Origin of the sequence: Streptomyces sp. NPDC002138, from assembly GCF_040296485.1 — a bacterium.
Taxonomy (GTDB): Bacteria; Actinomycetota; Actinomycetes; order Streptomycetales; family Streptomycetaceae; genus Streptomyces.
In genome coordinates, this window is the sequence record NZ_JBEOXE010000104.1 from 1 (window position 1) to 18,998 (window position 18,998).

General features: G+C 72.5%; 14 protein-coding genes and 1 tRNA gene. 13 read left to right on the forward strand and 2 right to left on the reverse strand.

The features are described from left to right. Positions 1–111 precede the first annotated feature (111 nt). A complete protein-coding gene (gene murA / locus ABT084_RS35780) occupies positions 112–1,458 on the reverse strand; it encodes a UDP-N-acetylglucosamine 1-carboxyvinyltransferase (protein ID WP_351053395.1) in 1,347 nt (448 codons plus the stop codon). A 263-nt stretch (positions 1,459–1,721) separates the two neighbouring features. Between murA and ABT084_RS35785 the strand changes: the two genes are divergently transcribed. The 12 genes from ABT084_RS35785 (at position 1,722) to ABT084_RS35840 (ending at position 17,098) form a co-directional block, all read left to right on the forward strand. After that, positions 1,722–2,282: a YqgE/AlgH family protein gene (locus tag ABT084_RS35785; RefSeq protein WP_351053397.1), complete on the forward strand. Its 561-nt coding sequence runs from the start codon at positions 1,722–1,724 to the stop codon at positions 2,280–2,282. 29 nt (positions 2,283–2,311) lie between these two features. Next, positions 2,312–2,593, forward strand: a complete 282-nt coding sequence (locus ABT084_RS35790; RefSeq protein WP_351053399.1) for a DUF3039 domain-containing protein — start codon at positions 2,312–2,314, stop codon at positions 2,591–2,593. A gap of 225 nt (positions 2,594–2,818) precedes the next feature. Continuing rightward, entirely contained in the window at positions 2,819–4,492 is a 1,674-nt protein-coding gene (locus tag ABT084_RS35795) for a beta-N-acetylhexosaminidase (RefSeq protein ID WP_351053401.1), read from the forward strand. Positions 4,493–4,795: 303 nt separating this feature from the next. Then, on the forward strand, positions 4,796–5,707 hold the full coding sequence (locus ABT084_RS35800; protein WP_502969278.1) for an FAD binding domain-containing protein: 912 nt from the start codon (positions 4,796–4,798) through the stop codon (positions 5,705–5,707). Continuing rightward, positions 5,704–7,950 (forward strand): 2Fe-2S iron-sulfur cluster-binding protein, encoded by a 2,247-nt coding sequence (locus ABT084_RS35805; RefSeq protein ID WP_351053403.1) that lies wholly within the window; start codon positions 5,704–5,706, stop codon positions 7,948–7,950. The genes ABT084_RS35800 and ABT084_RS35805 overlap by 4 nt, the downstream gene beginning before the upstream one ends. Before the next feature lie 131 nt (positions 7,951–8,081). Next, entirely contained in the window at positions 8,082–10,358 is a 2,277-nt protein-coding gene (locus ABT084_RS35810) for a xanthine dehydrogenase family protein molybdopterin-binding subunit (RefSeq protein WP_351053417.1), read from the forward strand. Positions 10,359–10,547: 189 nt separating this feature from the next. Beyond that, complete coding sequence (locus tag ABT084_RS35815; RefSeq protein WP_351053405.1) at positions 10,548–11,087, forward strand: DUF2563 family protein; 540 nt, start codon at positions 10,548–10,550, stop codon at positions 11,085–11,087. Further along, positions 11,087–12,574, forward strand: a complete 1,488-nt coding sequence (locus ABT084_RS35820; RefSeq protein WP_351053407.1) for a hypothetical protein — start codon at positions 11,087–11,089, stop codon at positions 12,572–12,574. The genes ABT084_RS35815 and ABT084_RS35820 overlap by 1 nt, the downstream gene beginning before the upstream one ends. Before the next feature lie 132 nt (positions 12,575–12,706). Beyond that, positions 12,707–13,780 carry a type VII secretion-associated serine protease mycosin gene (gene mycP, locus ABT084_RS35825; RefSeq protein ID WP_351053419.1) on the forward strand — a complete coding sequence of 358 codons (1,074 nt, stop codon included), beginning with the start codon at positions 12,707–12,709 and terminating at the stop codon, positions 13,778–13,780. Positions 13,781–13,794: 14 nt separating this feature from the next. Beyond that, positions 13,795–14,205: a hypothetical protein gene (locus tag ABT084_RS35830; protein ID WP_351053408.1), complete on the forward strand. Its 411-nt coding sequence runs from the start codon at positions 13,795–13,797 to the stop codon at positions 14,203–14,205. Positions 14,206–14,270: 65 nt separating this feature from the next. Next, positions 14,271–16,553, forward strand: coding sequence for a hypothetical protein (locus tag ABT084_RS35835; RefSeq protein WP_351053410.1), 2,283 nt, complete (start codon positions 14,271–14,273; stop codon positions 16,551–16,553). A 38-nt stretch (positions 16,554–16,591) separates the two neighbouring features. Beyond that, entirely contained in the window at positions 16,592–17,098 is a 507-nt protein-coding gene (locus tag ABT084_RS35840) for a hypothetical protein (RefSeq protein ID WP_351053412.1), read from the forward strand. A gap of 85 nt (positions 17,099–17,183) precedes the next feature. On the opposite strand, the gene ABT084_RS35845 is transcribed toward ABT084_RS35840, so the two are convergent. Further along, positions 17,184–17,255: transfer RNA gene (locus ABT084_RS35845), tRNA-Cys, on the reverse strand. A gap of 188 nt (positions 17,256–17,443) precedes the next feature. On the opposite strand from ABT084_RS35845, the gene ABT084_RS35850 reads away from it, so the two are divergent. Beyond that, on the forward strand, positions 17,444–18,952 hold the full coding sequence (locus ABT084_RS35850) for an MFS transporter (RefSeq protein WP_351053413.1): 1,509 nt from the start codon (positions 17,444–17,446) through the stop codon (positions 18,950–18,952). Positions 18,953–18,998: the final 46 nt, after the last annotated feature.

Consider the following 18,998-nt stretch of genomic DNA (forward strand, 5'->3'; position numbering starts at 1 on the left):
CGGCGGCTGACCACTTCGACGACCAGGCCCAGCAGCCGGGGCGGGCGGCCGCCCACGCGCAGCATCGAGCCCTTCCGCGTGTCCGCCGGCCGGCGGGACCTTGTCCGTCGTCTAGACGAGGTCGCCGTTCGGCAGTTCGACCTTCGCGCCCAGCTCCACGAGCTTCTCCATGAAGTTCTCGTAGCCGCGGTTGATCAGGTCGATGCCGTGCACTCGCGAAGTGCCCTCGGCCGCCAGCGCCGCGATCAGGTACGAGAACCCGCCCCGGAGGTCCGGGATGACCAGGTCGGCGCCCTGCAGCTTGGTGGGGCCGGAGACGACCGCCGAGTGCAGGAAGTTGCGCTGGCCGAAACGGCACGCCGAGCCGCCCAGGCACTCCCGGTACAGCTGGATGTGCGCGCCCATCTGGTTGAGCGCGGAGGTGAAGCCCAGGCGGGACTCGTAGACCGTCTCGTGGACGATGGAGAGCCCGGTGGCCTGCGTCAGCGCCACCACCAGCGGCTGCTGCCAGTCGGTCTGGAAACCGGGGTGGACGTCCGTCTCCAGGTGGATCGCCTTGAGCGGGCCGCCCGGGTGCCAGAAACGGATGCCCTCGTCGTCGATCTCGAAGGCGCCGCCGACCCGGCGGAAGGTGTTCAGGAACGTCATCATCGAGCGCTGCTGCGCTCCGCGGACGTAGATGTTGCCGCCGGTCGCCAGAGCCGCGGAAGCCCACGAGGCGGCCTCCAGGCGGTCCGGGAGCGCCTTGTGGTTGTAGCCGCCCAGCTCGTCCACACCGGTGATGCGGATCGTCCGGTCGGTGTCGACGGAGATGATCGCGCCCATCTTCTGCAGGACGCAGATGAGGTCTTCGATCTCCGGTTCGACGGCCGCGTTGCTCAGCTCGGTGACGCCCTCGGCCAGGACGGCCGTCAGCAGCACCTGTTCGGTCGAGCCGACCGACGGGTAGGGCAGGCGGATCTTGCAGCCGCGGAGCCGCTGCGGGGCCTCCAGGTACTGACCGCCTTCGCGCTTCTCGATGGTCGCGCCGAACTGGCGGAGCACGTCGAAGTGGAAGTCGATCGGCCGGCCGCCGATGTCGCAGCCGCCCAGGCCCGGGATGAAGGCGTGGCCGAGGCGGTGCAGCAGGGGGCCGCAGAAGAGGATCGGGATGCGCGACGAACCCGCGTGCGCGTCGATGTCCGCCACGTTGGCGCTCTCGACGTACGTGGGGTCGAGCACCAGCTCGCCCGGCTCCTCGCCGGGGCGGACGGTGACGCCGTGCAGCTGGAGGAGGCCGCGCACGACCCGCACGTCACGGATGTCCGGAACGTTGCGGAGCCGGCTGGGGGCGCTGCCGAGCAGAGCGGCGACCATGGCCTTCGGCACGAGGTTCTTCGCGCCGCGGACCCGGATCTCGCCCTCGAGCGGGGTACCGCCGTGGACAAGCAGTACATCGTCACTGACTGTGCCGGTCATGAATCTCGCGTTCCGGAGAGGGGTGGGCAGGGGGCCAGGGAAAAGGGTAAGCGGCCGGACCCCCTGGTATGTAAGGGCGACGTGGCCGTATGACTGTCATGAATTCGCCACAGCACCCTGTGTGTACGCCAGATAGCGGAGTGTCGCCTTCCGCTCCCTTCCGGCCCGCGCGCTCCCGGCTGCCGCCGTGCGCCCTGAGCTGCGCACGATCACTTCGCGCCGCCCGCTCCCCCCGGAGGGCGAATGTGCGAGACCATGGCGGCATGACCGAGGTGTCCTCCCTCACAGGGCGGTTGCTCGTGGCCACCCCCGCCCTCGCGGACCCGAATTTCGACCGCGCCGTGGTGCTGCTGCTCGATCACGACGAGCAGGGCTCGCTCGGCGTGGTCCTCAACCGGCCCACCCCGGTGGGCGTGGGAGACGTCCTGCTGCCCTGGGCCGCGCTGGCCGGCGCCCCCGGGGTGGTCTTCCAGGGCGGCCCGGTCGCCCTGGACTCCGCCCTCGGCGTGGCGGTCATCCCCGGCGAGGAGGGCCCGCTGGGCTGGCGCCGGGTGCACGGCGCGATCGGCCTGGTCGACCTGGAGGCCCCGCCGGAGCTGCTGGCCAGCGCCCTGGGCTCGCTGCGGATCTTCGCGGGCTACTCCGGCTGGGGCCCGGGCCAGCTGGAGAGCGAGCTGGGCGAGGGGGCCTGGTACGTCGTCGAATCGGAACCGGGGGACGTGGCCTACCCGGTGCCCGAGCACCTGTGGCGGGCCGTCCTGCGCCGCCAGCGCAGCGACCTCGCGATGGTCGCCACCTATCCGGACGACCCGTCGCTGAACTGACCCCGCCCCGGGTCGGTACTCTGGCTTGTATGAGCACTCTTGAGCCCGAGCGCGGGTCTGGCACGGGAACCCTCGTCGAGCCGACGCCACAGGTTTCCCACGGTGACGGCGACCACGAGCGCTTCGCCCACTACGTCCAGAAGGACAAGATCATGGCGAGCGCCCTCGACGGGACCCCCGTCGTCGCGCTCTGCGGCAAGGTCTGGGTACCGGGCCGCGACCCGAAGAAGTACCCGGTCTGCCCCATGTGCAAGGAGATCTACGAATCCATGGGCTCCGGCGGGGACAAGGACAAGGGCAAGGACAAGTAGTCACGTCCTGACCCCGGCCCCTCGCCCCAGGTGCGGCGTGTGGAGAGGCCCCCGGGTGCGCTGATGCGCGCCCGGGGGTCTTTTTCGTGCGCCCGGGGACCTTTCGCGCGGGGTGGGCGCGGGTAGGGTCGGCCGCAACGAGCGCTCTGCGGAACGGGTGTTGCGCAGGGTGCAACGCACCGTGCCGTCGTGCCCCGCGCGGCGGCCGTCGTGGAGGGCTGACGCATGGACCTGGCACCGGACCCGGACCGCTACCCCGGCACCGCTCTGATCCCCGCGCCCCGGGAGGCCGCCTTCGCGGCGGGCGCCGTCCGGTACGCGTTCGGGCCCGAGCCCGACCTGGCCGCCGGACCCGGTACGCAGGCCACCGCGCGCTGGCTGCGCGGGGTGCTGGGCGCTGCCGCGGGGTGGAGCCTGCCGCCCGCCGGCCCCGGCGAGCGGGCCGACGTACGCCTGCTCCTCGACGAGGACCTCGGGGGCGAGCTGGGCCCCGAGGGGTACGAGCTGACCGTCACCGCCGACGGCGCCCTGATCCGCGGCGGCGGGGCCGCCGGGGTGTTCTGGGGCGCGCAGACGCTGCGTCAGCTGCTCGGGCCGCACGCCTTCCGGCGGGCGCCGCTGCCGGGGGCCGTCTGGAGCCTGCCGTACGGGACGGTCCGCGACGCGCCCCGCTTCGGCTGGCGCGGACTGCTGCTCGACGTCGCCCGCCACTTCCTGCCCAAGGACGGCGTGCTGCGCTACATCGACCTGCTGGCCGCCCACAAACTCAACGTGCTGCACCTGCACCTGACCGACGACCAGGGCTGGCGGATCGAGATCAAGCGCCACCCCCGGCTCACCGAGGTCGGCGCCTGGCGCCCGCGCTCGCGCCGCGGCCACCGGGACTCGCCGCTGTGGAACGAGACCCCGCACGGCGGCCACTACACCCAGGACGACATCCGCGAGATCGTCGCCTACGCGGCCGAGCGCCAGGTGCGCGTGGTGCCCGAGATCGACGTACCCGGACACGCGCAGGCCGCCCTCGCCGCCTACCCGGAGCTCGGCAACACCGACGTCGTCGACACGGCGGCGCTCGGGGTGTGGGACGACTGGGGCGTCAACGAGAACGTGCTCGCGCCCACCGAGGCCGTGCTGCGCTTCTACGAGGGCGTCTTCGAGGAGGTGCTGGAGCTCTTCCCCGCGGAGGTCTCGCCCTTCGTGCACGTCGGCGGGGACGAGTGCCCCAAGACGCAGTGGCGGGCCTCCCCGGCCGCCCAGGAGCGCATCCGGGAGCTGGGGGTCAAGGACGAGGACGGCCTCCAGGCGTGGTTCATCCGGCACTTCGACGGCTGGCTCGCGGAGCGCGGGCGCCGGCTCATCGGATGGGACGAGATCCTGGAGGGCGGCCTGGCCGAGGGGGCCGCGGTCTCCTCCTGGCGCGGGTACGCGGGCGGGATCGCCGCCGCCGAAGCCGGGCACGACGTGGTGATGTGCCCCGAGCAGCAGGTGTACCTGGACCACCGTCAGGCGCCGGGTCCGGACGAGCCGATGCCGATCGGGTACGTGCGCACCCTGGAGGACGTGTACCGCTTCGAGCCGGTGCCGCCGGAGCTGTCGGAGCGGGCCGCCGCACACGTCCTGGGCGCGCAGGCCAACGTGTGGACCGAGGTGATGGAGGACCAGAACCGGGTGGACTACCAGGTGTTCCCGCGGCTGGCCGCCTTCGCCGAGGTGGTGTGGTCGCGGCTGCCGGAACCGGATGCGCGGGACTACGCCGCCTTCGCGGCCCGGATGGACGGGCACTACGCGCGTCTCGACGCGCTCGGCGTCGACTACCGGCCCCCCGGCGGTCCGTTGCCCCGGCAGCGGCGCCCCGGGGTGCTCGGACGCCCGAAGGAGGGCACCCCGCCGCGCGTGTGAACGGGGGAAAGCGGAGGCGGCCGCGGCCGGTGACCCCGCGGGGGAGATTCGGGGAACTCTTCCTCTAATACGGGCGATAGGTGGATAACCGCCCTATCCGGGCCATCCGGTCGGCGAAACGGAACGCGCGGGAGCGGGGGCGGCCGACGGCGGGCCCGGGCCGCGCCCGCGGCGGGGGCGCCCGGCGGACCCTCGCGCCGGGCACCCCCGAAGATGTGCCAGAGTTGCCACGTCCCGGCCGTGAGCACGTACCGTACGGCGGAACAGGCGTGAGCGCCGGGACATCGGGAAGGGGCAGCTGGGTTGACCACGCACGCACCGCACGCACTGCACGCACCGGATTCACCTCAGGGGCCGCAGCCGACGCAGTCCGTGACGCTGCCGGCCTCGCTCGACGAGGCCGTGGCGGCGCTGGCCGCCATGCCCGCCGCCGTGCCCGTGGCAGGCGGCACCGACCTCATGGCGGCCGTCAACGCCGGGCTGCTGCGCCCGGCCGCGCTGGTCGGCCTGGGCCGGATCAACGAGATCCGCGGCTGGCAGTACCAGGACGGCCACGCCCTCCTCGGCGCCGGACTCACCCACGCGCGGATGGGCAGGCCCGACTTCGCGGCGCTGATCCCCGCCCTGGCGGCCGCCGCCCGCGCGGCCGGGCCGCCGCAGATCCGCAACGCGGGCACGCTCGGCGGCAACATCGCCACGGCCGCCCCGACCGGCGACGCCCTCCCGGTGCTGGCGGCGCTGGAGGCGATCCTCGTCATCGTGGGCCCCGGCGGCTCGCGCCGGGAGATCCCCGTCTCGCACCTGCTGGCCGGGCGCGAGATGCTGCGGCCCGGTGAGCTGATCGGATTCGTCCGGGTGCCCCTGCTGCACGCTCCGCAGGTGTTCCTGAAGGCCACGGGACGCACGGGCCCGGGGCGCGGGGTGGCGTCCGTGGGGCTCGTACTGGACCCCGCGCGCCGGGGCGTGCGCATCGCGGTGGGCGCGGTCGCGCCGATGCCGCTGCGCCCCCTGGAGGCCGAGCAGTGGGTGGCCTCGCTGATCGACTGGGACGGGGAGCGCACGCTGGCCCCGGACGCGCTGGAGGCCTTCGGCGAGTACGTCGCGGCCGCCTGCGTACCGGACCAGGGCGAAGCGGTGGCCCCGGCGGTGCTGCACTTGCGGCGCACGGTGGCGGTACTGGCACGGAGGGCCCTGGGGAGGGCGCTGACCTCATGAGTGAGAACGGGAACGCGGGCGACGGCGTGAGCGACGGTACGGGCAATGGCGGCGCGGGCACCACATGGGGCTGGGAGCCGGTCCCGCACGGCGGCGAGTACGACTCGGACGCCACGGCGTTCGTGAAGCTGCCGCCCGACATGCTGGGCGCGGCCGGGACCGGGGAGCCGCTGGCGGCCCCCGGGCACGGCTTCGTGCCCCCGCCGATGATCGTCCCGCTGGGCTCGGCCGGTACGGACCCGGCGGCGACCGGGACGTGGTCGATCCCGGTGCAGTGGCCGGAGGCGCCCGGTTCCGCCCCCGCGGCGCAGGCCGCGCCGGTGCTGGGGCCGATCCCCGCGGTGATCCCGATGCCCGCATCGGCGATGGCCGCGCTGCACGGGGACGCGGAGCAGGGGCAGGATCCCGGTTCCGGCGCCGACGCGGGTGCGAGCGCGGGGTACGGGCACGAGCACGAGTACGGGCACGCGCACGGCCAGGAGCACGGGCACGAATCCGCGACGACCGCGGAATGGCCCTTCCCGGAGGCCGGGCAGGGCGCCGACGCGTCGTTCGGCGACGGCATCGGCACCGGTCCCGACGGCGGGTTCGACGGCGCCGGGTTCGACGGCGGCGGGCAGGGCGCGCAGACCGGGCAGTGGGCGATCCCCGTCGTGGACGGGGAACTGCCCGAGGAGTCCGGCGAGTTCCGCCGCGGCGGCCTGGACGCCGACTGGAGCCAGGCCCCGGCCACCCTGCCGGGCGGCGCGGCGGCCCCCTGGGCCACCCACCCCGGCCTCGACCTCACCGCGGCCACCGCCGCCGACCCGTACGCGGATCCCTTCGCAGCTCCCGCCGCCGATCCGTACGCGCAGGCGTTCGCGGAGCCCGGCGCGGGGCTGCCCGGCGCCGGGCAGCCCGCCGAGCCGGAGGCCCCCGCGCAGTCGGCCCCCGGTCCGGACGCCGGTCCGCGGGACACCCTCGGCGGCTTCGACGCCTTCGGCGCGCTCGACCCCGTGCAGACCATGAGCGGGGGGACGCTCCCCGAGCCCGGCGGCGCCGCCGGTTCCGGCGCGGGTCGACGGGTGCTGGGCGGCCCCGGCGTGGGCACGGCCGCGCCGGCGCCGCGCGGGCCCCGCGTGCTGGGCGGCCCCGGGGTGGGCACGCCGCTCCCGGAGCACCTGCGGCACCTGGAACACCTGGACCACGCGGAGCACGCGCAGGAGCCGGTGCGCCCGGCCCCCGACATCGACGCCGCGCACGGTGCGGCCGCCGCCCCGGTCACCGCGGAGCGCCCGCATCCGGCCGCCGAGGCGACCCCGGAGCCGGTGGCCGACGCGGGCCCGGAGCCGGTGGCCGAGGCGACCCCGGAGCCGGCCGGGGGCGCGGGGCCGGACCCGGTGGCCGACGCGGGCCCGGAGCACGGGCTCGGGCCCGGGCACGGGATCGGGCACGGTGGGGCCCCGGAGCAGGGGCACGACCCGGGCGCGGGCTTCGCCGAAGCGGGCGGTGCGCCGGGCGGGGCCGAGGACGGACCCCGGGAAACCGACGGCGGCCCCGGGAGCGGGGATCCGGCGGACGTCCCGGACGACCGGGCGACGTACGACGAAGGGGCGCAAGGCCCCGCGGACGGCGCGCTCGCCGCCCCCGCCCACGAGGAGCACCCCCTCGCCTCCTACGTGCTGCGCGTCAACGGAGCCGACCGGCCCGTCACCGGCGCCTGGATCGGCGAGTCGCTGCTCTACGTGCTGCGCGAGCGGCTCGGCCTCGCCGGCGCCAAGGACGGCTGCTCGCAGGGCGAATGCGGCGCCTGCGCCGTGCAGGTCGACGGCCGGCTGGTCGCCTCCTGCCTGGTGCCCGCCGCGACCGCCGCGAGCAGTGAGGTCCGTACGGTCGAGGGCCTGGCCACCGACGGCGAGCTCTCCGACGTGCAGCAGGCGCTGTGCCGGTCGGGAGCGGTCCAGTGCGGCTTCTGCGTACCGGGCATGGCCATGACCATCCACGACCTGCTGGAGGGCAACCACGCCCCCAGCGAGCTGGAGACCCGCCAGGCCCTGTGCGGCAACCTCTGCCGGTGCTCCGGCTACCGGGGCGTCATCGACGCCGTCGGCGAGGTCGTCGCCGAGCGCGAGGCGGCCGCCGACGCGGCGGCAGCGGGCGCGGCGGGCGGCGCGCAGGGCGGCGCGGAAGCGCGCATCCCGCACCAGGCCGCGCCCGGCGAGGGCGGCATCCACCCGGACCACCAGCACGGAGGCATGGCGTGAGCGGGCACGACGCGGCGACGGCGACGGGCGTGGGAGCCGCGGGAATGGGAGCCGCCGGTTCGGGGGCCGCGGGCTCGGGAGGCGCCGGTTCGGGAACGGGACCCGCCACCGGATCGTTCTCGGTCACGGCGATGGCCGAGGCCGCCGAACCCGAGGCGCTGCGCGGAATCGGCGCGTCCGTCCCCGCCGCCGACGCCCGCGCCAAGTCCGAGGGCACCTTCCCCTACGCGGCCGACCTGTGGGCCGAGGGCCTGCTCTGGGCCGCCGTCCTGCGCTCCCCGCACGCCCACGCCCGGATCCGCTCCATCGACACCTCGGCCGCCGCCGACATGCCCGGCGTCCGGGCCGTGATCACCCACGCCGACGTCCCCGGCGCCACCACCCACGGCCGGCGCCTCGCCGACCGCCCCGTCTTCGCCCACGACCTGGTCCGCCACCACGGCGAGCCCATCGCCGCCGTCGCCGCCGACCACCCGGACACCGCCCGGCTGGCCGCCGCCGCGATCGCGGTCGAGTACGAGCTGCTGGACGCCGTCACCGACCCCGAACACTCCTTCGGCGCCCCGCCGCTGCACCCCGACGGCAACCTGATCCGGCACATCCCGCTGCGCTACGGCGACCCGGAGGCCGTCGGCGAGGTCGTCGTCGAGGGCCTGTACCGGATCGGCCGCCAGGACCCCGCCCCCATCGGCGCCGAGGCCGGGCTCGCCGTGCCGCGCCCCGACGGCGGCGTCGAGATCTACACCGCCTCCACCGACCCGCACACCGACCGCGACCTCGCGGCCGCCTGCTTCGGCCTCGAACCCGACCGGGTCAAGGTCGTCGTCACCGGCGTCCCCGGCGCGACCGCCGACCGCGAGGACCCCGCCTTCCAGCTCCCGCTCGGGCTGCTGGCGCTGCGCACCGGCTGCCCGGTCAAACTGGCCGCCACCCGCGAGGAGTCCTTCCTGGGGCACGCCCACCGCCACCCGACCCTGCTGCGCTACCGCCACCACGCGGACGCGGAGGGCCGGCTGGTCAAGGTCGAGGCCCAGATCCTGATGGACGCGGGGGCCTACGCCGACTCCTCGTCGGAGTCGCTGGCGGCGGCCGTCGCCTTCGCGTGCGGCCCGTACGTCGTCCCGCACGCCTTCGTCGAAGGCTGGGCGGTCCGCACCAACAACCCGCCGTCGGGCCACGTCCGCGGCGAGGGCGCGATGCAGGTGTGCGCGGCGTACGAGGGCCAGATGGACAAGCTGGCCGCCGCCCTCGGCATCGACGGCGCCGAGCTGCGCATGCGCAACGTCCTGGCCACCGGCGACCTGCTGCCCACCGGCCAGACCGTCACGTGCCCGGCGCCGGTCGCCGAACTGCTGCGCGCGGTACGCGACTTCGAGCTGCCGCCGCTCCCCATGGACACCCCGGAAGAGGAGTGGCTGCTGCCCGGCGGCCCGGAGGGCGCGGGCGAGCCGGGCGCGGTGCGGCGCGGGGTCGGGTACGGCGTCGGCATGGTCCACATGCTCGGTGCGGAGGGCACCGACGAGGTGTCCACGGCCACGGTCAAGGTGCAGAACGGCGTCGCGACGGTGATCTGCGCGGCCGTCGACACGGGGCAGGGTTTCGCCACGCTCGCGCGCCAGATCGTGCAGGAAGTGCTGGGCGTGGACGAGGTGATGGTGGCTCCCGTGGACACGGACCAGCCGCCCGCCGGAGCGTCGGCGCACGGCCGCCACACGTGGGTGTCGGGCGGGGCGGTGGAGCGGGCGGCCAAGATGGTCCGTACGCAGCTGCTCCAGCCGATGGCCCACAAACTGGGCATGTCCACGGAGCTGCTCCAGATCACGGATGGCCGGATCACGTCGTACGACGGCGCGTTCTCCACCACCGTCCCGGAGGCCATGGCGGGCAAGGAGCTCTGGGCGACGGCCCAGTGCCGCCCCCACCCGACCGAACCGCTGGACGCGGACGGGCAGGGCGACGCGTTCGTGGGCCTCGCGTTCTGCGCGATTCGCGCGGTGGTCGACGTGGACATCGAGCTGGGGTCGGTGCGCGTGGTCGAGCTGGCAGTGGCCCAGGACGTCGGCCGCGTCCTCAACCCCCGCCAGCTGCGGGCCCGTATCGAGGCCGGAGTCACCCAGGGCGTGGGCGCGGCCCTGACGGAGAACCTCCGCTCGGCCGCGGGCCTCATCCGCCACCCCGACCTGACGGGCTACGCCCTGCCGACGGCGCTGGACGCGCCGTCGGTGCGGATCGTGAAACTGGTGGAGGAGCGGGACGTGGTGGCGCCCTTCGGCGCGAAGGCGGCGAGCGCCGTCCCCGTGGTGACGGCCCCGGCGGCGGTGGCCTCGGCGGTGCGCGCGGCGACGGGCCGCCCGGTCAACAGGCTCCCGATCCGGCCATCGGCCGCGGTCGCGGTGCCCAACTCGTGACCGTGTGACCCGCATTGCACCTGCAACCCTGAACTTGGGCCTTGTCGGTACGGGTCGCTAGAGTGATCTGTACGTCTGCGTACGTGCGGCTTGGTGTGCTTGGAACCGCATGGAATCGGGGGCGGGGCGCGGTGGTAACGCCGCGCTGACGGGGAATCACGGGGACAACGGGGAGTCGGGGAGGCCATCGTGGCAGAGGACGTGGACAAGAATGTGATCGCGGCGATCCCATTCGTGGGACCGGCGATGGTCGTGGCGAACCAGGTGATGATCGCCGCCCAGGCGCCTGCCCTGTTCGTCGAACACGAGTCGATGGTCAAGTACAAGCAGCGGGTGGACGCGCTCCTCACGCAGCTCAAGGGCTCGCAGGCCGACCACGGCAAGATCGCGGACGGCACGCTGGGCAAGACCGACCTGGGCCACGGTTTCCCCGAGGCGGAGGGCCTCTACACGGCGTACAACAAGGTCCGCAGCGAGCTGGAGACCCTCTCGAAGGCGCTCGGCGTCCAGATCGAGGCACTCGGCATCGCGGTGGAGGCCTCGCGCCTCGGCTACGAGAACGTCGACGAGGAGATCAAGCAGCGGATGCGCAAGCTCAACGCCGAGGCGCAGGGCTGGTACGACCCGAAACTTGACACGCACAAGGCGGAGGCCGAGAAGGCCGCGGCGGCGGCAGCCGGCCAGCCGCCGCACCAGGGCAACGGCAGCACTTCCGGGGGTGGAATGTAATGGCGACCAACTTCGAGGGCCACACGCACCAGGAACTGCTGGCGATGCTCGCGCCGGTGAACGCGGAGACGGTGAAGGCGCGCGGTGAGCTGCTGAAGCAGGCGCAGGAGACGATCACGAAGATCGGCAACGATCTGAAGAACTACCGCGTGGAGGGCTGGGAGGGCAAGGCCGCCCAGGACTTCCAGGAGTGGGTCAACGTCGCGGGCAACGCGACGCTGCGGCTGGGGGATTACAGCAAGGTCGGCGGCGAGTGGATGATCCACGCGGCGCAGACGATCGTCGAAGTCAAGGCGAACATGCCGAAGTACGACACGACGGCGGCGGACAACTACAAGGCGGCGAAGGAGTTCCACAACGACCCGGACTCCCGGGAGATGGGCCAGACCGCCTTCACGAAGCTCAACGGGGACCACCACGAGGCGGTCCAGCAGATGACGAAGCTGGCGCAGTCGTACGAGGCGTCGACGACGCAGATGAACGCGGCGGTACCGCCTACGTTTCCGCCGCCGCCGGCGACGTTTGTGCCGATGAGTGATCGTTCCGGTACCTCTACCGAGATTCAGCGCCCGGGAAGTGGTACATCGCGTACCGGGTCCACCGGAGACGCTTATGTGGCGCCGGAACGGGGCACCAGGGAGTCCTCTTCTGATCCCGGGTACGTTCCCAGTCATCAGCAGTCGCAGGACAACACCCTGCCGCCGAAGACGGGGTCCGATCCGGGGCAGACACACGTGCCGAGCGTCCCGGACCACAATGTGGGGATCGACCTCAACACGGTCGGAACCCTGCCGGACAAGCCGGTTACCCAGCTTCCGGGAGCGCCTACCGGCGTCGGACCGGGTGGCCCCAACGGTGTCGGTCCCAGTGGCGCCTTCCCGCCCCTGACGCTCCCGCCCATCAGCGGGATGAGCGGACCCAGCGGCATCGGCGGTGCAGCTGGCGGTCGTTCACCGATCGGTGGTGGCGGGTTCCCGAACACCTCGGCGCCCGGCGGCAAGGTCGGCGGTGTGGCGGGGCTTCCGCCGCGTGACTCCGGTATCACGGGTGGCCGTCCGATATCAGCCAACGGTCCGAAGTCCTCGATCCCGCGCGGTACGGTCATCGGCAACGAGGGCGGTCCGACCGGCCGCGGCATGGCCGGTGGCATGGGCGGTGCCGGAGGTATGGGCGGCGCAGGCGGCCAGGGCGGTTCGGCCGGTGGACGTCGGCTGGCCAGCGAGCCGGGCGGTGTGGTCGGTGGACGTCAGCCGGGTGCGGGTGGCCGTTCGACCACGGGTGGCAAGCCGTTCACGCAGGGCGGCTCGGGCCTCGTGCGCAACCAGGGCGGTGGCGCGGCCGGCGGTGCCATGGGACACGGCGGCGCGGGTGCGCGTACCGGTGGCAAGAGGCGCGACGACCAGTCGGGCGAGCGCCCGGATTACCTGGCCGAGGACGAAGAGACTTGGCAGGGCGACCGTCGCGTCGTCCCGCCGGTGATCGACTGAGCGAACGGGATACTGCACGAGATGCGCATGCGGAAAGCTACGTCGGTCCTGATGGGCCTGCTGTTGGCCGGAGTCGCCGCGACTCCGGCCCACGCAGAGACCATCCGGTCCATGCAATGGCATCTCGACTCGATGCACGCTGATGAGATGTGGAAGGTCAGCACAGGCAAGGGCATCACCGTTGCCGTGATCGACAGCGGTGTCGGTGATATTCCTGAGCTGGCTGGACAGGTGGTACCCGGAGTCAACTACGCCCGCCTCTCTAAGGGTAATGAGCGTAATGACTACAACGGACATGGCACCACGATGGCTGCTGTGATCGCTGGTACGGGCACGGGCCCCGGCGGGGACGGAGCCTACGGCCTTGCACCCGGGGCCAAGATCCTTCCGATTCGAGTCTCGGAGGGAGGTGGCGGTGAGACTGAGAGCGAGGGCTTCATCAAAGGCATCCGATACGCTGCGGAGTCTGACGCCAAGGTCGTGAACATCTCCATGTCCGGCGTCAGTGACTCTGTGGAGCTCCAAGAGGCTGTGAAGTATGCCCTGGGCAAGGGGAAATTGATCTTCGCGGCAGTGGGAAACGACGGGGTAACCACCGTGGAGTACCCGGCTGGAACCCCCGGGGTGGTCGGCGTTGGTTCAGTCGACAAGAACGCCGACGCCAGCAAGATGTCCCAGTACGGAGCCCAGGTCGACATCTCCGCGCCCGGAGACGACATCGTCTCGGGCTGCGCCGCCAAGTCCGGCTTGTGCAAGACCAGCGGCACCAGTGACGCCACCGCCCTGACCTCCGCCTCCGCCGCCCTCATCTGGTCCGCCCACCCCGACTGGACCAACAACCAGGTCCTGCGGGTCATGCTCAACACCTCCGGCAAGCCCCGTGACGGCGTCGAGCGCAACGACTACATCGGCTACGGCGTCGTCCGGCCCCGGATCGCGCTCGCGACTCCCGGCGACCCCGGGCCGGCCAACGTCTACCCGTTGCCCGACCTGGCCGCCGCCGAGGCGAAGGGCGGCACGCCCGCCACCACCCCCTCGGCCCCCACCACCGGCAAGACGCCCGAGAAGGCGACCCGGGTCCCCGAGGCCGCCGAAGGGAACAGCGGCTTCGGCGCGGTGACGTGGATCGCCATAGGGCTCGGCGCGTCCCTGCTGATAGGCGGCGCCGTCACCGCAGTCGTCGTACGCCGCACCAACCGACCGTAGGAGCACCGGACCGGATGTCCTTCGAACAAGAATGGTCCTCCGCGCGCGCAGCCGTGCGCCTCAACCACGTCCCCACCGAACCCGGTCCCGGCGGACCCGGCGGAGCGGACCTGAGCATCGCCGATGACGATCTCGGCGCGGTCGGCAGCGACGCGTACGTCCTGCACGAGCGGCTCTCCCGCGAGGGCGACCACGCCCGCGTGGCCACCTTCGACGCGGCGATCGCCCTCACCAACCGGAACTTCACCAGTGGCGCGGCCCTGCTCAAGGTGCACGACCGGTGGAGCTCCCAGCTGAAGGTGCTCGTGGCGGCCTGCGCGAACATCTCCAACCACCTGGACTACACCGTGGCCTCCCACGCCAAGGAGGAGGCCGACCTCGTGGCCACGCTCTCGGCGTCGAAGGTCAACGAGTACCTCAAGTAGGCCGTCAGGCCGTCAGGCCCGTCCGGCCGCCGACCGCCAGGCCCGTAGGAAGGCATTGCAGGCACGTGCTGACGTTCGAGAACGTGATGAACGCCCCGCTGGAGCAGCTCCAGACCGCCGTCCAGGACTGGGGCGCGATGGCCACGAAACTGGCGGAACTGGCCGAGACGGCCCGTACCGGCATGCGGGCCAAGTCGGACAAGGCCGACTGGAAGGGCGCCAACGCGGACGTGACGAAACCCTTCGTGGCGAAGACCGCGAAGGAGTTCGACGACGCCGCCAAGGAGGCCAAGGGCGTCCACCTCGTGCTGACCGACGGCCACGCCACCTTCAAGGCGGCCCGGGACCAGCTCAAGAAGATCGTGGACGTGGATGCCCCCGCGGCCGGGTTCCAGGTCGACGCCACGGGGCGCGTGACGCCCGTACCGATCGCGGACGCCAAGGAGCGGTACGCCGCCCAGCACGATCCCGACTACCAGCAGCTGGTGCGTGAGCACCGGGACGCCTGGCAGGCGCAGGTCGACCGTGCGGTCGAGGACTGCGCGGACGCCGACGACTCGCTGGCGCGCGTGCTCCAGGCCAACGTCACGGACGAGCACAACTTCACCGCGCCGAAGTACACGACCCTGGACGCCGAACAGGTCGACCGGGCCGCCGACCTGATGAAGAAGGTGAGCGGCGAGGGCGGTACGGCCCGCAACCCCGAAGCGCTGCGCGAGCTGGAGGACCTGCTCGACGACAACCGCGACGACCCCGAGTTCGCCACGGGCTTCTTCCGCAAGGTGGGACCCGACGCCACGCTCGAGATGTACGCCGAGATGTCCTTGAGCTCCAGCATGCTCGGACCGGCGGGCGCGGACCGCACCGGCATGGTCGGCAACATCCAGAGCGACCTGGGCGCGATGCTCGGCCTGGCCACGCACAAGGACGTACCGAACCACCTCGACGCCGCGTGGACGACGCAGCTGATGAAGGCCGGACGCAAGGAAATGGACGTCGGCCTGACGCAGAAGGTCTACGGCTACCAGGCGCTCGGCTCGCTGCTGCGCGAGGGCACGTACGACAAGGACTTCCTGACCTCGGTCGGCCGCGACATGGTCGCGATGGACGACAAGAACCCGAAGATCTGGGAACACGCCGCGCCGATGGATCCGGGCGTCATCCTCAACCACGGAGCCGAGGGCGGCCGCGGCTTCTACCCGCTGACGGGTCTGATGGAGGCGCTCGGCAACAACCCGGACGCGGCGACGGCCTTCTTCAACGAGCCGGTCCGCCAGGACAGCAACGGCGACGGGATCGTCACCACGGCCGACAAGGTGGTCAGCGGGCAGCACGGCAAGGCGCAGGGCATGGTCGACTACATGCTCGACAAGCAGCCGTACGTGGACTCCTTCGACACGACCCGGATCGGCGAGCCGAACCCGGCCCAGGACGCCCTGGGCAACGCCCTGGAGACCGCCGTCTCGGGCCGCGTGGTGGGCGACGAGGACGCGAAGCCGGTCCCGCACACCAAGGGCATGGCCGACATCATGGAACGGGTGGTCGAGAAGATCGGCGACAAGCCGGAGCTGGTGGACGCGAAGCCGGGCGACGAAGGTCCGCTGAGCGGCTTGTCGGGCCACTTCGGCCAGATGGCGGCCGAGTACATGCCGGACATCCAGGCCTCGGCCGAGAACGGCAGCAACCTCATCAAGGCCAACGGCGTGATGGCCGAATTCCACAAGGCCGACATGGCTTCCTTCATCAGCGCGGTGGGTCAGGACCCGGACGCGTACGGCGCGATGACCAACGCATCGCGGGCGTTCACGACCACGCTGATCAACGACGTCGTCGTTCATCGGGCCGAGTACGAGGACATCGACGCGGGTATCAAGAGCGCCGTGCACCCGGGCGGCCAGATCGCGGGCATCCTGTCCGAGGCGAGGGCGGAGGGCACGTTCGCCTCCAACGCTCACAAGTCGGACGAGTACGTCAAGGGCGTCGAGGACAACGCCAAGTGGATCAACCGGGGGATCAGCGCGGCGGGCGGCAAGTACCTGGAGATGTTGCCGGTGGCCGGAGACCTCGTGGAGTGGCTCCAGGAGGACGCGACGGAGAGCGTGGTCGAGCGGGCCAAGGAAGACGCGGCGAAGCGGCAGGTCGTGGCCGACCACAAGGTGGTAATCGACTACACGGACGCGCAGGGCGCCGCGAGCTTGTCAGCGTCGCAATCTGTTCGCAGAGCCGTCGTGGGAAGCGGGATGAGCCAGCGAACCGTCGATGCCCTGGCCGGTGTGGCCTCGACGGAGACGTCGAATGCTCATGCGGTCGGCCGTCAGCAGGTCGAGACCGCGAACGGCACGTCCTGATGTTTCTCGGTCGGGTGCCGCGCGTGCTTGCTGCTGGGGTGTTCACGGCAGTCGCCCTGACTGGCTGCTCCGAGGAGGCCAAGCCGGCGGCCCGGAAGTTGCCCGAACGGACCTGCTTCGGCGTCTTCACGCGGTCCGATCTGGCGCCGTTGCTGGGAAAGGGTGAGGAGGTGACCGTGTCAGGACCGTCAGATGCCCAACTGTCGCCAGTGCGTAAGGGCGTCACGTGCACCGTCGATGTGGACGGGCCTGGCCGGTTTCTCGCCACAGCCACACGGCAGCCCCTGGGGGACAGCTTCTTCTGGAATCCGGAAATGATCCACCCGGCCCCGGATTCGCTGCCTCTTGGTGACCGGGCGATCGTTTACGACACGGGTGCCAGGGCCTTCGTCGCCTGCAAGGGGCGCGATGATCAATTCGGGCTCGAGGTGAAGGTCAGCGGTTCCGTGGAACAGATGAAACGCGAAGAGCGCCGCCCCCTCTTCACCAAGCTCATCACAAAGCTGCTGGACGCCGCCAAGCAGCAGTCCAAGTGCGGGGCCTGAGTAGCGGGGAACGGTCGCAGGGAACGAACGGAGGGCGGCGCCCCGTGTGGGGTGCCGCCCTTCGTTCTTGCTGCGCACACAGCAGAAGCCGTGACCGGAATCGAACCGGCGTAACTCGCTTTGCAGGCGAGTCCCTCAACCACTCGGGCACACGGCTGGGTGGTGATGAGACGACCGTACGAGGGTGGGTGGAGCGGGGGAAGGGGAGCCGGGCGGGTGCAATGCGACTGCCATGCTGCGTTCACAACCGGCGGGGGTGGCCCGGGGGCCCAGGGCCGGAGGTGGAGTCGAATATCCGTCGCATTGACAGGGACTAATGCCCATAACGACCCTTACGCTGGGGCGATGAGCGCCCTGGAACCCCGTGCACCCGACATAGCCCCCGACGCAGCCCCCGACCGAGCCGCCGCCGCCGATGCGGCCGCGGGCCGGGCGCAGGCCGTGGGTGGCGGGATCATGGGCGCGGCGCACCGGACGCTCAGCATCGGGATCATCTCCGTCATCTTCATCATCGCCTTCGAGGCCACCGCCGTCGGGACGGCCATGCCCGTCGCCGCGCGCGAGCTCGACGGGATCGGGCTCTACGCCTTCGCCTTCTCCTCCTACTTCACCACCAGCCTCTTCGGCATGGTCCTGGCCGGTCAATGGTCCGACCGCAGTGGTCCGCTCGGCGCGCTGACCAGCGGGATCGGGGCGTTCGCCGCCGGGTTGGTGCTGTCCGGAACGGCCGCCTCGATGTGGCTGTTCGTGCTCGGCCGGGCGGTGCAGGGGTTCGGCGGCGGGCTGGTGATCGTCGCGCTGTACGTCGTCGTCGGGCGGGCCTACGACGAGCGGCTGCGCCCCGCGATCATGGCCGCCTTCGCCGCCGGCTGGGTCGTGCCGTCCATCGTCGGACCGCTGATCTCCGGCTCCGTCACCGAGCACCTCGGCTGGCGCTGGGTGTTCCTGGGGATTCCGGGCATGGTGATCGTCCCGCTGCTGGTCGCGCTGCCGGAGATCCGCCGGAGCGCGGGCGGCCCCGTCGACAAGGACGCCGCCCCCGAGCCCTTCGACCGGCGCCGGATCCGGCTCGCCTTCGGAATCTCGGTGGGTGCCGGGCTGCTCCAGTACGCCGCCCAGGACCTGCGGTGGCTCTCGCTCGTGCCCGCGCTCGCGGGCGCCGCGCTGCTCGTGCCCGCCGTGCGGGGGCTGATGCCGCGCGGGACCTACCTGGCCCGGCGCGGGCTGCCCGCCGTGGTGCTGCTGCGCGGGGTGGCGGCCGGTGCGTTCATCGGTGCCGAGAGCTTCGTGCCGCTGATGCTGGTGACCCAGCGCGGGCTGAGCCCCACGCTGGCCGGGTTCTCGCTGGCCCTCGGCGGGGGGACCTGGGCGCTGGGGTCCTGGGTTCAGTCCAAGGCGGCGGTCGTGCCCCACCGCGAGCGGCTGATGGTGGCCGGGATGTTCATGGTGTCGCTCTCCATCGCCGCCGCGCCCGCCGTGCTGATCGAGGCGGTGCCCGTCTGGACGCTGGCCGTGGTGTGGGGGCTGGGCTGCCTCGGCATGGGGCTGGTGATCGGTCCGACCAGCGTGCTGCTGCTCCAGCTGTCGCCGCCGGAGGAGGCGGGGGCCAATTCGGCCGCCCTGCAGATCTCCGACGCCCTCGCCAACGTGGTGCTGCTGGCCCTCGGCGGGGCCGCCTTCACCGCGCTGGGCGGCGGTGCGGTGGGCGGGGCGCACACCCTGGGAGAGGGGAGCGGGGCTTCGCACCCCGGCGCCTTCGTCGCGGTGTTCCTGCCGATGGCCTGCGTGGCGCTGGTGGGTGCCTGGGTGGCGACCCGGCTGACCGCGCGGCCCCCGGCCCGGGCCGCAGGCTGACCGCGCGGCCCCCCGCCCGGGCCGCAGGCTGACCGCGCGGCCCCGG